Origin of the sequence: Pseudooceanicola sp., assembly GCF_029213205.1 — a bacterium.
Classification (GTDB): Bacteria; Pseudomonadota; Alphaproteobacteria; order Rhodobacterales; family Rhodobacteraceae; genus Pseudooceanicola.
Window position 1 is genome coordinate 1 of sequence record NZ_JARGNH010000001.1, and the last position, 15947, is coordinate 15947.

At 64.7% G+C, this 15947-nt stretch carries 13 protein-coding genes; 11 read left to right on the top strand and 2 right to left on the bottom strand.

The window, feature by feature from the left end; genetic code table 11:
• On the bottom strand, positions 1-327 hold a 327-nt coding region (locus tag P1U48_RS00005), incomplete at its 3' end, for a Tad domain-containing protein (RefSeq protein ID WP_301066071.1).
• Positions 328-665: 338 nt separating this feature from the next.
• Here P1U48_RS00005 and P1U48_RS00010 point away from each other — a divergent pair.
• Positions 666-2096 (top strand): Glu/Leu/Phe/Val dehydrogenase, encoded by a 1431-nt coding sequence (locus P1U48_RS00010; RefSeq protein WP_301066072.1) that lies wholly within the window; start codon positions 666-668, stop codon positions 2094-2096.
• Between the two features lie 81 nt (positions 2097-2177).
• On the opposite strand, the gene P1U48_RS00015 is transcribed toward P1U48_RS00010, so the two are convergent.
• Complete coding sequence (locus tag P1U48_RS00015; RefSeq protein ID WP_301066073.1) at positions 2178-2681, bottom strand: hypothetical protein; 504 nt, start codon at positions 2679-2681, stop codon at positions 2178-2180.
• Positions 2682-2858: 177 nt separating this feature from the next.
• On the opposite strand from P1U48_RS00015, the gene P1U48_RS00020 reads away from it, so the two are divergent.
• The 10 genes from P1U48_RS00020 to nrdR all read left to right on the top strand — a co-directional run bounded on the left by P1U48_RS00020 (position 2859) and on the right by nrdR (position 15941).
• Complete coding sequence (locus P1U48_RS00020; protein WP_301066074.1) at positions 2859-4820, top strand: acetoacetate--CoA ligase; 1962 nt, start codon at positions 2859-2861, stop codon at positions 4818-4820.
• 160 nt (positions 4821-4980) lie between these two features.
• Positions 4981-6234 carry a sarcosine oxidase subunit beta family protein gene (locus tag P1U48_RS00025; protein ID WP_301066075.1) on the top strand — a complete coding sequence of 418 codons (1254 nt, stop codon included), beginning with the start codon at positions 4981-4983 and terminating at the stop codon, positions 6232-6234.
• 67 nt (positions 6235-6301) lie between these two features.
• The gene (locus P1U48_RS00030) at positions 6302-6559 is read left to right on the top strand and encodes a sarcosine oxidase subunit delta (protein ID WP_301066076.1); all 258 of its coding nucleotides are present in this window, start codon (positions 6302-6304) and stop codon (positions 6557-6559) included.
• Positions 6556-9489 carry a sarcosine oxidase subunit alpha family protein gene (locus P1U48_RS00035; RefSeq protein ID WP_301066077.1) on the top strand — a complete coding sequence of 978 codons (2934 nt, stop codon included), beginning with the start codon at positions 6556-6558 and terminating at the stop codon, positions 9487-9489. Before P1U48_RS00030 ends, P1U48_RS00035 begins: the two co-directional genes overlap by 4 nt.
• A complete protein-coding gene (locus tag P1U48_RS00040) occupies positions 9482-10033 on the top strand; it encodes a sarcosine oxidase subunit gamma family protein (RefSeq protein ID WP_301066078.1) in 552 nt (183 codons plus the stop codon). The genes P1U48_RS00035 and P1U48_RS00040 overlap by 8 nt, the downstream gene beginning before the upstream one ends.
• Positions 10034-10128: 95 nt before the next feature.
• Positions 10129-12066, top strand: coding sequence for a DNA primase (dnaG, locus tag P1U48_RS00045; RefSeq protein WP_301066080.1), 1938 nt, complete (start codon positions 10129-10131; stop codon positions 12064-12066).
• Positions 12067-12214: 148 nt separating this feature from the next.
• Positions 12215-14191, top strand: coding sequence for an RNA polymerase sigma factor RpoD (rpoD, locus tag P1U48_RS00050; protein ID WP_301066082.1), 1977 nt, complete (start codon positions 12215-12217; stop codon positions 14189-14191).
• A gap of 71 nt (positions 14192-14262) precedes the next feature.
• Positions 14263-14832, top strand: a complete 570-nt coding sequence (locus P1U48_RS00055; protein WP_301066084.1) for a hypothetical protein — start codon at positions 14263-14265, stop codon at positions 14830-14832.
• Positions 14833-15000: 168 nt separating this feature from the next.
• Entirely contained in the window at positions 15001-15273 is a 273-nt protein-coding gene (locus P1U48_RS00060) for a hypothetical protein (RefSeq protein WP_301066085.1), read from the top strand.
• A gap of 191 nt (positions 15274-15464) precedes the next feature.
• Entirely contained in the window at positions 15465-15941 is a 477-nt protein-coding gene (gene nrdR / locus P1U48_RS00065) for a transcriptional regulator NrdR (protein ID WP_301066086.1), read from the top strand.
• Positions 15942-15947 lie beyond the last annotated feature (6 nt).

Sequence of the window (15947 nt, forward strand, 5' to 3'; positions counted from 1 at the left end):
AAAAACCCGTTGGCCCCTGAAAACCCGTTGGCCCCTGGGGTGCTTGGGAGTTACCTTGTCAAAATAATCCTCGACCACTTTTTGCGGGTCATATTGCTGGTCGAGGTCGGCGGCGGCCAGGATCGCCCGGTCCAGGGTGGATTGCACCCGCGCCCGGATCATTTCCTGACGCATGACGTCCACACCAATTCCGCCGACGGTGATCAGGATCAGCAACAGGAAGACGACAAAGCCGATCATGACGCCATCCTCTTCGCGCGCGAACCGCGCCAGGGGGGACATCAAACCTTTGCGCGGGGCGCGGTTCCGGTCGTTTTTGCGAGACATCTTCATCTCTACCTTTCCTGCCATCCTGGTCCCGGATGGGGCCGGACGGATCCGTTGCTTCGGTGAAATGGATAGACTCGGAACATGGCTGAATTGCGGCCATACTAGGGTGCATTTTGGGGCTATGTTTCGTCCCCGGCATCATTGCTTTTTGCCGAAGGGTCATTGCCGCCGGTTCATGGACAATTCGGCTGCATATGAGGCAAATTTGATAAACAATCTTGGCCAGTCAGGGCGGATGCGTGCGAATTTTCCTGTATCGTTCATCTTCCGGTCACGCTTAGGTTGAAATTGCGGCCCGGCATCCGGGTCCAACAACAATGAAGAGGGAGTGGATTATGTCAGCCAAAAAGGAAACGTCGTTCCGCGAAAGTGTCGATCTGATGTTCAACCGTGCGGTGGCGCTGATGGATCTGCCGCCGGGGCTGGAGGAAAAGATCCGGGTCTGCAACTCCACCTATACCGTCCGCTTCGGGGTGCGGCTGCGCGGCCAGATGCAGACCTTCACCGGCTATCGTTCGGTGCATTCGGAACATATGGAACCGGTCAAGGGCGGCATCCGCTATGCCCTCTCCGTGCATCAGGACGAAGTCGAGGCGCTGGCGGCGCTGATGACCTATAAATGCGCCCTGGTCGAGGCGCCGTTCGGCGGCTCCAAGGGGGGGCTGTGCATCGATCCGCGCGAATGGGACGATCACGAGCTGGAATTGATCACCCGCCGTTTCGCCTATGAGCTGATCAAGCGCGACATGATCCACCCGGCGCAGAATGTGCCGGCCCCTGATATGGGCAGCGGCGAGCGTGAAATGTCCTGGATCGCCGACCAATATGCGCGGATGAACACAACCGATATCAACGCCAAGGCCTGCGTCACCGGCAAGCCGGTGAATGCCGGCGGCATCCAGGGCCGGACCGAGGCGACCGGGCGCGGGGTGCAATATGCGCTGCGCGAGTTCTTTCGCCACCCCGAGGATATGGCCGAGGCCGGGCTTGAAGGAACGCTCAAGGGCAAGCGGGTGATCGTGCAGGGGCTGGGCAATGTCGGCTTTCACGCCGCCAAATTCCTGCGCGACGAGGACGGGGCGCTGATCACCGGGATCATCGAACGCGACGGCGCGCTGTTCAATCCCGAGGGGCTGGATGTCGAGGCGGTGCGCGACTGGATCGTGAAGCACGATGGCATTACGTCTTACCCCGCCGCCATCCACCGCGCCGATGGCGCTGCGGTGCTTGAAGAAGATTGCGACATCCTGATCCCCGCCGCGCTTGAGGGGGTGATCACCATGGCCAACGCCCCCCGGATCAAGGCGCCGCTGATCATCGAGGCGGCGAATGGCCCGGTGACGGCCGGTGCCGATGAGATCCTGCGCGACAAGGGCGTGGTGATTATTCCCGACATGTATGCCAATGCGGGCGGGGTGACGGTGTCCTATTTCGAATGGGTCAAGAACCTCAGCCATATCCGCTTTGGCCGGATGCAGCGCCGCCAGGAAGAGGCGCGGCACGAGTTGATCGTCGCCGAGCTGGAACGCCTGGACCGCTATCTTGGCGGGGCCTGGTCGATGAGCCCGGATTTCAAGGCGCGGTATCTGCGCGGCGCGGATGAGCTGGAGCTGGTCCGCTCTGGCCTCGATGACACGATGCGCACCGCTTATCAATCGATGCGCGAGGTCTGGCACGGCCGCGAAGATGTCACCGATTTGCGCACCGCCGCCTATCTGGTGGCCATCGACCGGGTCGCCGCCAGCTATCGCGCCAAGGGGATCTGACCCCGCGCGCAGCGGCTCGCCCCCGGTCCGGCCCGGTGCCATTGGCGGCCGGGTTGTGCCCCCCCCCTGACGGGGGCGACATCAGGCCCGTTTGGCCAGGGGGCGGGCGGTGATCGCCCGGCAGCTTTCGGCAAAGCTGGCGATCTTTTCGCTGTCGGCGCCGTTTTCCAGATCGGCCTGGCTGAGATGCAGCAGCGCCGCCGCCTCGCGCCCGGTGGCGGCGGTAAACTCGGCGGCCAGCCCCTCGGGCAGGGCAGGGGCGCCGGAGGAAACGACCAGCGCGATACGCGCCGGCAGGTCGGGCGCCTGGCGCAGCCATTGCCGCATCGGCAGCGCCACCCGCCCGGCCCAGACCGGCGCCGCCAGGATCAGCAGATCCGCCGCCGCCCAATCGCGGGCGGGCACCGAAATCTCTGGTCCCAGCCCGAACAGCGACCGCGCGCCCAAGACAACCATAGCCCAGACACCACGGCGCGGTGCTGGTGCGGTGATCGTATCCAGTTCGGCGCCAAGCGAGTCGGCCAGCCGCTGGCAGGCGTCACGAGTGTGCCCGGTGAAGGAATAATAGAGAATTCGAATGGCCATTTCCGACCCTCAGCGATTGCGCCTGACCCGGGTCATAATCGGGATCAACCGCCGTCGCGCTCTGATTTGGATCAATCCGGCGGTCGCGCCCAGGCTGTTCCGGGCGGATTGAACGACAACTGAACTTGCGCCAGAGCCTGCTACATGAAAGCCTCAGCGCCGAGGAGGAGACCCACCATGGCAGATCAACGTCCCGTACTTTGGACCCCGACACCAGAGCGTGCCGCTGCGACCGAAATGGCCCGCTATATCCGTTGGCTTGAGGCAGAGCGCGGCCTGACATTCGCCGATTATCCGGCGCTGTGGGCCTGGTCGGTCAGTGATCTCGACGGGTTCTGGACCTCGATCATCGAATTCGGCGACCTGCCGGTGAGTGCCTGGGACGCGGTGTTGCGCGAACGCAAGATGCCCGGTGCCGACTGGTTTCCCGGCGCGACCACCAATCTCGCGGCGCAGATCCTGCGCCATGCCGACACCCGGCCCGGGGATCAGGTGCTGGTTCTGCAGTCAGAAACCTTTGGCCGCCTGACGCTGAGCTGGGGCGAGCTGGCGATGCGGGTCGGCTCGGTCCAGGCGGCGCTGGCCGCGATGGGGGTCAAGCCGGGCGACCGGGTGGTCGCGGTGCTGCCGAACACGCCGGAGGCGCTGATCGCCTTTCTGGCGACGATTTCGCTGGGCGCGGTCTGGTCCCTCTGCGCGCCGGATATGGGCGATGTCGCCATCCTTGACCGGTTCCGGCAGATCGAGCCCAAGGTGCTGATCGCCCAGGATGGCTATGTCCATGCGGGCAAGCAGATCGACCGGCGCCAATTGCTGATCGACATCGCCGATCAATTGCCCAGCCTGCAGCACCGGGTAATGGTGCCGGTCCTTGGCGAGGCGCCCGCGGGCTGGACCCGCTGGAGCGATCTGCTGGCCGCCCCGCAAGCACCGCAGATCGCCATGGTGGCGTTTTCCCATCCGCTGTGGATCGTCTATTCCTCGGGCACCACCGGCAATCCGAAACCGATCGTGCATGGCCATGGCGGGGTGCTGCTGGAGGGGGCCAAGCAGGCGCTGCATCAGGATCTGGGGCCCGAAGACCGGTTTTGCTGGATGACCTCGTCCGGCTGGATCATGTGGAATTCGCAATGGAATGCCCTGGCCAAGGGCGCCATGGTGGCGCTGTTCGATGGCGCCCCGAACCATCCCGACATGCTGGCGTTGTGGCGCATGGTGGCGGACGAAAGGCTAACCTATTTCGGTGCCGGGGCGGCGTTCTACATGGGCTGCGACAAGGCCGGGATCCGGCCGGCGGCAGAGCTGGACCTGAGCGCGCTGCGCGCGCTCGGCTCGACCGGATCGCCGCTCAGCCAGGAGGGCTATGACTGGATTTACCGCGAGGTGAAGCGCGACCTCTGGCTGGCGCCGATTTCCGGCGGCACCGATCTGGCCGGCGCCTTTGTGGTCGGCAATCCGATGCTGCCGGTGCGGGCGGGCGAGATGCAGTGCCGGGCGCTGGGCAATGCGGTGCGTGCCTATGACGAGGCCGGGCGCGAGCTGATCGGTCAGGTCGGAGAGCTGGTCTGCACCGAACCCTTGCCGTCGATGCCGCTGTATTTCTGGGGCGATGACGACGGCTCGCGTCTTCATGAGAGCTATTTTGACACCTATCCCGGGGTCTGGCGTCATGGCGACTGGATCGAATTCACCCCTGAGGGCGGATCGGTGATCTATGGCCGCTCCGACGCCACCATCAACCGGCGCGGGCTGCGGCTGGGCAGTTCCGAAATCTATCGCGCCGTCGAGGGGCTGGAGGCGGTGCTCGACAGCCTGGTGATCGATCTGGAATTCCTTGGCCGTGAGAGTTTCATGGTGCTGTTCGTGGTGCCGCGCCCCGGCCAGGCGCTGGACGCGGCGCTGCGGGCCGAGATCATGGGGGCGATCCGTGCCAAGGTCTCGGCCCGGTTCCTGCCTGACGAGATCGTCGAGATGGCCGAGGTGCCGCGCACCCTGTCGGGCAAGAAGCTGGAAGTGCCGGTCAAGAAACTGCTGCTGGGCGGCGATCCGGCCAAGGTGGTGAACCGCGATTCAATGGCCAATCCGGCCAGTTTCGACGCTTATCTCGCCTATGCCGCCGCGCGTGAGGCCAAGGCCTGAGGCGCAGCGGGCGCGTCTTTGCGCCTTTCGGCGAGGTCGCGGATGGGCCCGCTTGTGACGGTCCCGGCGATGGACAAGCTGGGCGACACTTGCTTCACTCGGCCCAGCGATGTGATTCCGGCGCTGCGGCAGGCGGGATCGGCCAAACACGGAGAAGTTCATGCGGTTTTCCGCCCTGCGTGTCCTGCAAGAGGGGCTGACCGGCATTCGCGGCCGGCGCCCACACTGGCGTGATCCCGAGCCGAAGGCCGCGTATGACATCGTGATCATCGGGGGCGGCGGTCATGGGCTGTCGACCGCCTATTATCTGGCCAGGGAACATGGGCTGACCAATGTCGCGGTGCTGGAAAAGGGCTATCTCGGCGGCGGCAATGTCGGGCGCAACACCACCATCGTGCGCGCCAATTATTTTCTGCCCGGCAATTCCGAGTTCTATTCGCATTCGCTGAAGCTCTGGGAAGGTCTGTCGCAGGATCTGAATTACAACGTGATGCACAGCCAGCGCGGGCTGATCAACCTGTTCCATTCCGATGGTCAGCGCGATGCCTTTGCCCGACGCGGCAACGCGATGATCAATCAGGGTGACGATGCCGAACTGCTGGACCGCGACGGGGTGCGGGCGCATCTGCCCTACCTCGATTTCGACAATGGCCGGTTTCCGATCTATGGCGGGCTGTTGCATCGGCGCGGTGGCACCGCGCGCCATGATGCGGTGGCCTGGGGCTATGCCCGTGGCGCCTCGGACCGGGGCGTCGATCTGATCCAGAATTGCGAGGTCACGGGCATCGATATCTCGGGCGGCAAGGTGACCGGGGTGCAGACCTCGCGCGGGGCGATCCGGGCGAAAAAAGTGGCGATCGTGACGGCGGGGCGGTCCGGCCAGGTGGCGGCGATGGCCGGGATGCGGCTGCCGATCGAGAGCCATGTGTTGCAGGCCTTTGTCACCGAGGGGCTGAAACCGGTGATCGATCATGTGGTCAGCTTCGGCATGGGGCATTTCTATATCAGCCAGTCGGACAAGGGCGGACTCGTCTTTGGCGGCGATCTGGATTTCTATCCCTCCTACGCGCAGCGCGGCAATCTGCCGATGGCCGAGCATGTGATGGAGGCGGCAATGACCCTGATGCCGATGATCGGCAAGGCCCGGGTGCTGCGGTCCTGGGGCGGGATCATGGATATGACGCCGGACGGGTCGCCGATCATCGACAAGACCGACACCGAAGGGCTCTATGTCGATTGCGGCTGGTGCTATGGCGGCTTCAAGGCGGTGCCGGGGTCGGGGTTTTCCTTTGCCCATCTGCTGGCAACGGGGCGGCATCATGAACCGGCGGCGGGTTTCCGGCTGGACCGGTTCCGCACCGGAATCGGGATCATCGATGAAGAAGGCACCGGGGCGCAGCACAATCTGCATTAGCTCCGGTGGCCGCGGCGGATGCCTCCGGCGGGAATATTTTTGGCAAGATGAAGCGAGACGCGGTGCGATGAGGATCAACTGTCCAACCTGTGGCGAGCGCGACCGGCGCGAGTTCTATTATGGCGGCGCGGCGCTGGCACGGCCCGCCGAGGACGCCGGGCCGCAAGCCTGGGACGCGTATCTGCATCTGCGCGACAACCCAGCCGGGCGCGCGCGCGAGTGGTGGTTTCACGAGTCCGGCTGCAGCGCCTGGCTGCTGGTCGAGCGCAACAGCGTGACCCATGAGGTCTATGGCGTGGCGTTGGCGGACGGGGGGCGGTCATGAGGCTGGCGACAGGCGGGCTGATCGACCGGGGCGACGCGGTGTCGTTTCGCTTTGACGGGCACAGCTACACCGGGTTTCGGGGGGACACGCTGGCCTCGGCGCTGCTGGCCAATGGCCTCAAGGTGGTGGCCCGGTCGTTCAAATACCACCGGCCGCGTGGCGTGTTCAGTGCCGGTAGTGAAGAGCCGAATGCGCTGGTCACCCTTGGCCGCGGGCCGGGGGCGGAACCGAATGCGCGGGCAACGATGGTCGAGCTGCGCGAAGGGCTGGAGGCGCGGGCGCAGAATTGCTGGCCCTCGGTGACTTGGGATCTGATGGAGGTGAATGACCTCTTTGCGCCGCTGCTGGGCGCCGGGTTCTATTACAAGACCTTCATGTGGCCGCGGGCATTCTGGGACAAGCTCTATGAGCCGCTGATCCGCCAGGCGGCGGGGCTGGGGGCGCTGTCGGTCACGGCCAACCCGGACCGCTATGAAAAGGCCTATGCCCATTGCGACCTGCTGGTGGTCGGTGCCGGGCCGGCCGGGCTGATGGCGGCTCTGGTGGCGGGCGAGGCCGGGGCGGATGTGATACTGGCCGATGAGGATGCGCGGCCTGGCGGGCGGCTCAACAGCGAGCGGTTGCAGGTCGGCGGTCAACCGGGCGCGGACTGGGCGGCGACGGTGCTGGCGCGGCTTGAGGCGCTGCCGAATGTGCGGGTGATGCGGCGCACCTCGGTGACCGGGGTCTATGATCAGGGGACCTTTGGCGCGCTGGAACGGGTCGGTCAGCATCTGGACACCCGCGCCCCGGATCTGCCGCTGGAGTGTTTCTGGCGGATCGCGGCGAAACAGGTGGTGCTGGCCTCCGGGGCGCTGGAGCGTTCTGTGGCCTTTGCCGGCAATGACCGGCCCGGGGTGATGCTGGCCGGCGCGTTGCGCAGTTATCTCAACCGCTATGCGGTGGCACCGGGGCGGCGGGTCACGGTGTTTGGCAATTCCGACGACGCCCATCGCACCGCCGCCGATCTGCTGGCGGCGGGGGTGCATGTGGCGGCCCTGATCGACGCACGTCCCGAGGCGCGCTGCGATCTGGAGGTGCCGTTCTATCCCGGCGCGGTGGTGTCCCAGGTCAAGGGCCGGATGGGGGTCGAAGCGGTGCGGGTCAAGACCGCCAGTGGCACCCAGGCCATCGTCAGCGATTGCCTGGCGGTCTCCGGTGGCTGGAACCCGAATGTGCATCTGAGCTGTCATTTGAACGGGCGCCCGGTCTGGGACGCGGCGTTGGCCGCCTTTGTCCCGGCGCCCGACGCGGTGCCGGGGCTGATCCCGGCCGGGGCGGCGGCGGGGGTGATGTCGACCGCGGGCTGCCTGGCCGATGGGGCGCGGGCGGCGGGCGTGGCGCTGGCGGCGCTGGGGCGCAAGGTGCCGGATCTGGCGCTGCCCGAGGCCGAGGATGCGCCCTATCGCATTCGCCCGCTTTGGGTGGTGCCGGGGCGCGGGCGCGCCTGGCTCGATCTGCAAAACGATGTGACAGTGAAGGATGTGCAAGGCGCTGCGCAGGAAAATTTCCGCTCGGTCGAGCATATGAAACGCTACACCACCCAAGGCATGTCGCCGGATCAGGGCAAGACCTCGAACATCGGCGCCTTGGCGGTGCTGGCCGATGCCACCGGGCGTGGCATTGCCGAGACCGGCACCACCACTTACCGCCCGCCCTATACGCCGGTGGCGATTGCGGCGATGGGCGCCGGGGCGCAGGGCGCGGGCTTTGCCCCGGAGCGGTTCACCTCCAGCCATGCGGCCAGCCTGGAGCGGGGCGCGCCGATGATCGAGGCCGGGCTGTGGTATCGCCCGTCCTATTTCCCGGCCAAGGGCGAGGCGACCTGGCGGCAGGCTTGCGATCGCGAAATCGGCTGGGTGCGCAACGCGGTCGGACTCTGTGATGTCACCACCCTGGGCAAGATCGACATTCAGGGGCCGGATGCCGGGGCGCTGCTGGATTTCGTCTATACCAACACCTTTTCGACGCTGAAACCGGGGCGGGTGCGCTACGGGGTGATGCTGCGCGAGGATGGTTTTGTGATGGACGACGGCACCACCGCCTGTCTGGCGCCGGGGCACTATCTGATGACCACCACCACCGCTGCCGCCGGCCCGGTGATGCGGCATCTGGAGTTCGCGACGCAGGTGTTGCGCCCGGAACTGGATGTTCAGATCACCTCGGTCACCGAGCAATGGGCGCAATTCGCGGTGGCCGGGCCGAAATCGCGCGCGCTGCTGAGCGAAGTGCTGGAGTCGCCGCTCGATCCGGCGGAATGGCCGTTCATGGCCTGCGGTGCGGTTCGGGTCGGCGGGGTGGCGGCGCGGTTGTTCCGGATCTCGTTCTCGGGCGAAGAGGCCTATGAAATCGCGGTTCCGGCGCGGTTTGGCGACAGCCTGTTCCGGGCCCTGGTGGCGCGGGCCGAAGCCCTTGGCGGCGGCGCCTATGGGATGGAGGCTTTGAACGTGCTGCGGCTTGAAAAGGGGCTGCTGACCCATGCCGAATTGCACGGGCGCACGACCTCGTTTGATCTGGGGCTGAGCGGGATGATGGCGAAGAAAAAGGATTTCATTGGCCGCGCCGCCGCCGCCCGGCCCGGCCTGCTGGCCGGGGATCGCGAGCGGCTGGTCGGGTTGCGGCCCAGGGGGCCGGTGCAGCAGTTGACCGCGGGGGCGTTCCTGTTTGCGCCCGAGGCACCGGCCACGCGCGCCCATGCCGAGGGCTATACCACCTCGGTCGGGTTTTCACCGACCCTGGGCCATTCCATCGCCCTCGGCTTTCTGAAATCCGGGCCGGAGCGGCAGGGTGAGACGGTCCGGCTGGTCGATCACCTGCGCGGCATCGAGGTGCTGTGCGAGGTCTGTGCGCCCTGTTTCTATGATCCTGACGGAGGACGGATGCGTGGTTGAATTGATCGCCAAATCCGCCGCTGCCGGGCTGTTGCCGCGCCAGATTGGCAGGGTGAGCCTGAGCGAGGCCGTGTTTCGCCCGATCACCGGGATCAGCCCGTATGCCGGGATGGTGGCGCAGGCCGCGGCGGCGGTCACCGCCGCGCATGGTGTCGGGCTGCCCGGCCCGAACCGGCTGGTTTCGGGAAAGGGGGCCGAGGTGCTCTGGGTCGGGCGCAACCGTTGGCTGCTGATCGGGCCGGAGCCGGACCCGAGATTGACCGAAACAGCGGCGCTCAGCGATCAATCGGACGCTTGGGTCTCGGTTCTGATCTCCGGGGCCGATGCGGCGGCGGTGCTGGCCCGGCTGACGCCGCTCGATCTGCGCGATCGGGGCTTTGCCATCGGCACCTCGGCGCGCAGTGAGCTGTTTCATATGCCCGCGATCATCGCCCGCACCGGGGCAGTGGAGTGGCGGGTGATGTGCTTCCGCTCAATGGCCAGGACCCTGGTCAAGGATCTGAGCGTCGCCGCGCAATCTGTCGCGGCCCGGGCGGCGCTCTGAGCGGGGCCAGCTGCGGCGGTTCAATGCCGATCCGGTTAACGGAAGCTTCACGCGGCATCTTTCGGCGGTCGCCCGAATCCCGGTATAGTCATGCGATGGCACTGCCCCCAGGTTTCCTTGATGAATTGCGGACCCGCATCTCGCTCTCGCAGGTGGTCGGGCGCAAGGTCATGTGGGACACCAGAAAATCCAATCAGGCCAAGGGCGACATGTGGGCGGCCTGCCCGTTCCATCAGGAAAAATCGGCCTCGTTCCATGTCGATGACCGCAAGGGGTTCTATTATTGCTTTGGGTGTCAGGCCAAGGGCGATGCGATCTCGTTCATCCGCGAGACCGAGAATGTGGATTTCATGGAAGCGGTCGAGATTCTGGCGCGCGAGGCCGGGCTGCCAATGCCCGCCCGCGATCCGATGGCGCGCGAAAAGGCTGATCATCGCAGTCAGTTGGTCGAGGTGGTCGAGGCCGCGCAGCGCCATTACCGGATGATGCTGGCCACCAATGTCGCCGCCCCGGCGCGCGACTATCTGGCGCGTCGCGGGCTGGACGCCGCCGCGCTGGAGCGGTTCGAGATCGGCTTTGCCCCGGATACACGGCAGGGCGCGTTCCAGGCGCTGAGCGCCAAGGGCATCACGCCGGATCTGATCGTCGAGGCCGGGATTTGTGCGCGCCCCGAAGACGGTGGTCCGCCCTATGACCGGTTTCGCGGGCGCATCATCTTTCCGATCCGTGACGGGCGTGGCCGGGCCATCGCCTTTGGCGGGCGGGCGATGGATCCGAATGCCAGGGCGAAATATCTGAACTCGCCGGAAACCCCGCTGTTTGACAAGGGCCGGACGCTTTATAATCAGGCCCCGGCGCGTGAGGCGGCGGGCAAGGGCGCGGCGCTGATCCTGGCCGAAGGCTATATGGATGTGATCGCCCTGTCGGAGGCCGGGTTCACCGGTGCGGTGGCGCCGCTGGGCACGGCGGTGACGGCGGATCAGCTGCAATTGCTCTGGCGGATCGCGCCCGAACCGATCGTCTGCCTGGATGGCGATGCCGCCGGTCTGCGCGCCGCCTTTCGGGTGATCGACCTTGCCCTGCCGCTGCTTGAGGCCGGACGCTCGCTGCGCTTTGCGTTGCTGCCCGAGGGCAAAGACCCTGACGACCTGATCCGGGCCAAGGGCGCGGCGGCGATGCAGGAGGTTCTGGATGCGGCCCTGCCGCTGGTTGATCTGCTCTGGCGGCAAGAGACCGAGGGAAAATCCTTTGACAGCCCGGAACGGCGCGCGGCGCTGGACAAGGCGCTGGCCGACCGGATCGGCCCGATCCGCGACCCCGGCCTGCGCCGCCATTATGACAGCGCCCTGCGCGATCTGAAATGGCGGCTGTTCCGGCGCAAGCCCGAGGCGAACAGCTGGAACAGGCGGCGGATGGCGATCCTGCCGGTGCAGAGCGCGACCCGCGCCTCGCGCCTGGTTGCCGGTGGCGCCAGCGCCGAGGAACATCTGCGCGAAGCGGTGATCCTGGCCACGATCATCGCCACGCCGGCGATCCTTGGCGAATTCGAAAGCCAGCTGGAACGGATGGAATGCCGCGATCCCGGCCATGCGGATATCCTGGCGGTGATCCTGCGGCACGATGCCCGCGGCGGTGCCAGCCTGCGCGACAAGATCGCCGAAACCTTTGGCAATGAGGTGGTTGACAGGCTGATGAGCGATCCCCATGTCGCATTGACGCCGCCACTGCGCCGCCCCGGCGACCTGGAAGCGGCGCGGATGTCGCTGGCCGAGGCGCTGGCGAAATTGCAGAGCGCCCGGGGCCTGGCCGCCGAGGTGGCCGAGGCGATGGATGAGATGCAGGGCAGCGCCGACGAGGCGGTGACCTGGCGATTGGGGCAGGCCGCCGCCGCCCTTGAAAAAGCCGAACGTGCCTTTCACGAGGATCGGGCGGAATACGACACTGGTGACAATGGCGCCCGGATCAATCGCGCCGAACGTGATGCGCTGGACAGCCTGCTTGAGGTGATTCGCGATGGCAAACGGCGCAAATAGGCCGCGCTTGGTGACGAAAGACTAAAGAAAACAGGGTAACCGGGTGTGCGGGCTGGCGAATCAGGCTAATGATTCGTTCCAAACTGCAGTGAATAAACCGGTGATTCGCGAATCATCATGATCTGCCACCCTTTACGGAGCTTTGTGCATGGCCGCCAAGGACACGGACGACACCCCGCAAACCGACGATCAGGATACCGAAGGCTCGCTCGACGTTAGCCAGACTCGGGTCAAGAAGATGATCGCCGACGCAAGGGAAAAGGGCTTCATCACCTATGATCAGCTGAATCAGGTGCTGCCGCCGGATCAAGTGTCGTCGGAACAGATCGAAGACGTGATGTCGATGCTCTCGGAAATGGGCATCAATATCATTGAGGATGAAGAGGCCGAAGAGGACGACGGTAAATCAACCGCCGTTGTCGAGGCCACCTCGAACCGCGAAATCACCCTCGGCTCGGGCACCGCTGAAAAGCTTGACCGCACCGATGACCCGGTGCGGATGTATCTGCGCGAAATGGGCTCGGTCGAATTGCTGTCGCGCGAGGGCGAGATCGCCATCGCCAAGCGCATCGAGGCCGGGCGCAACACGATGATCGCCGGGCTCTGTGAAAGCCCGCTGACCTTTCAGGCGATCACCATCTGGCGCGACGAATTGCTGAGCGAAGACATTCTGCTGCGCGACGTGATCGATCTGGAAACCACCTTTGGCGACCAGATGGAAGAGGAACAGCCGGTGGTCGGGGCGGCGAATATCGCCACGGCCCCGTCGCGTGAGGCCGAACCGGAACTGGATGCCGACGGCAACCCGATCCAGAAAGACGATGACGACGACGAGGATGACGACGAACAGGCCAACATGTCGTTGGCCGCGATGGAAGCGGCGCTGAAGCCGCGGGTTCTGGAATCCCTGGACCGGATCGCCAATGATTATGTGCTGTTGTCGGAGCTTCAGGACAGCCGGATCAGCGCGACGCTGAACGAAGACGGCAGCTTTTCCAACAAGCAAGAGGCGAAGTATCAGAAACTGCGCTCGGAAATTGTCGAGCTGGTGAATGAGCTGCACCTGCATAACAACCGGATCGAAGCGCTGATCGACCAGCTCTATGGCATCAACCGCCGGATCATGGCGATTGACGGCTCGATGGTGAAACTGGCGGATCAGGCCCGGATCAACCGCCGCGAATTCGTCGAAGAATATCGCGATCACGAGCTTGATCCGAACTGGATGGACCGGATGGCCGAAAAGGCCGGTCGAGGTTGGCAAATGTTCATCGAACGCTCGGCTGACAAGGTCGAGGGACTGCGCAATGACATGGCCCAGGTCGGGCAATATGTCGGGCTCGATATTTCCGAATTCCGCCGCATCGTGCAACAGGTTCAGAAGGGCGAGAAAGAGGCGCGTCAGGCCAAGAAGGAAATGGTCGAGGCGAACCTGCGACTGGTGATCTCGATCGCCAAGAAATACACCAACCGCGGGTTGCAATTCCTTGATTTGATTCAAGAAGGCAACATCGGCCTGATGAAGGCCGTCGATAAATTCGAATACCGGCGCGGCTATAAATTCTCCACCTATGCCACCTGGTGGATCCGGCAGGCGATCACCCGCTCGATTGCCGACCAGGCCCGCACCATCCGGATCCCGGTGCACATGATCGAGACCATCAACAAGCTGGTCCGCACCGGGCGCCAGATGCTGCACGAGATCGGGCGGGAGCCGACGCCGGAGGAACTGGCCGAAAAGCTGCAGATGCCGCTGGAGAAGGTTCGCAAGGTGATGAAGATCGCCAAGGAACCGATCAGCCTCGAAACGCCGATCGGCGACGAGGAAGACAGCCAGCTTGGCGATTTCATCGAGGACAAGAACGCCGTCCTGCCGCTGGAAAGCGCCATTCAGGAAAACCTCAAGGAAACCACGACACGGGTGCTGGCCAGCCTCACCCCGCGCGAGGAGCGGGTGCTGCGGATGCGCTTTGGCATCGGCATGAACACCGACCACACGCTGGAAGAAGTCGGCCAGCAGTTCAGCGTCACCCGTGAGCGGATCCGGCAGATCGAGGCCAAGGCGCTGCGCAAGCTGAAGCACCCGAGCCGGAGCCGGAAATTGCGCTCGTTCCTGGATCAATGAGGGTCGTTCAGCCCGTTGGGCTGAAGGGAAGTCTGAAATGGATTCAACGGGCCGTCGCAAGGCGGCCCGATTTGATTCAGCCCGCTGGCCTTGCCGAAGTGCGCTGGGTTTCTCCTATCGCGACGGATGATTTTGCCGAATACCGCGATGCGGCGTTCCTTGATCGCCTGGGCTTGGCGTCACATCGCGACGCATTGGCTGATTTCTGGCCGAAACGCGGCCCGCAATGGGATGCGCTGGGTGTCGCGGGCACGGCTGTCGTGCTGGTCGAGGCCAAGGCGCATCTGCGTGAATTCAACACGCCGCCGTCGCAGGCGGCAGAGGTTTCACGGCGCCGGATTGCCACCGCTTTCGATCAGGTCCGCGCAGCTTTGCACGTCACTTCGGGCGCGGATTGGGCTGAGGCGAATTATCAATTCGCCAACCGGCTCGCGCATTTGTGGTGGCTGCGTGACCGCGGTGTGGATGCGCATTTGCTGTTCGTCGGCTTTTTGAATGATCAGGACATGAACGGTCCGACGCACGCCAGCGACTGGCATCAGGCCTTTGCCAGCGCCACCGAAAAGCTGGGGCTTGCCGCAGAGCATGGGCTTTCACCCTTTATTCACCACGCGACCCCCGACGTTACGGAACTCGTCTGAGTGATTGCCGAGCGGGCGGACCGTCACAGGCCCATTTCGGCACAAATGGTCAGGATTTCCTGACTGTCTGGCACGGCGCAGGTCCGGCTATTCTGCGGGTATCGGGATGATCGGCTGAAACTCTTGCTTCGGGAGTTTCCTGTATCTTCCCAAACCGGAGGAAACCCAATGCGCCGCGCTGCCCTTTCGTTCACCCTGTTCACCGCCTTGACCACAACCGCGGCATTTGGCGCCTATGCCACCCTGCCGCTGAACGATCTGACCCGTCCGGAACCCGGGGCGGCGGATCAGGTGATCATCATCACCGTGCCCGCCGCTGATCTGGCGCGCTGCCAGGCGACGTTGGCAGAGGTGTTGCACTTGCCGCTGGCGGAATCGGATGTGGCCAGAGTGTCCGTCGACATGCCGCAGGCCCGCACAGCGCGCTGCGAAGCGGAATAAGCCAAGGCCCTCGCAGGCCGCCAGAGCGCGACCCACCCGCAGGAAACCAGCCTCGATTTGCCGCCGAGATGTCACAGCACATTTGGGTGGTTAAAATCCGCACTACCCAAAACCCGGTGGCCCTCCTATAGTGACTGTGGATAAGTGGGAGGGAACCCCACGGCAGGTCTTGGGAATTGGGGGACACGGCGATGCGCTGTCCATTTTGCGGAAATATTGACACCCAGGTAAAGGACTCACGGCCAGCTGAGGATCACGTTGCGATCCGGCGGCGCCGGTTCTGTCCGGCCTGTGGTGGGCGGTTCACCACCTATGAACGGGTGCAATTGCGCGATCTGGTGGTGATCAAGACCAATGGTCGTCGCGAGGATTTCGACCGCGACAAGCTGGAGCGCTCGATCCGCATCTCAATGCAGAAGCGCCCCCTTGATCCGGAACGCATCGACCAGATGATTTCCGGCATCGTGCGCCGGCTGGAAAGCATGGGCGAAACCGATATTCCGTCCAAGGTGATCGGCGAGATCGTGATGGAAACCCTGGCCCGGATCGACACCGTGGCCTATGTGCGCTTTGCCAGCGTTTACAAGAACTTCCAGGCGGCGGACGATTTCGACAAATTCGTCAGCGAATTGCGTCCCGACGCCAAAACGTCCGAAGACGACAGCTAGGTCCCC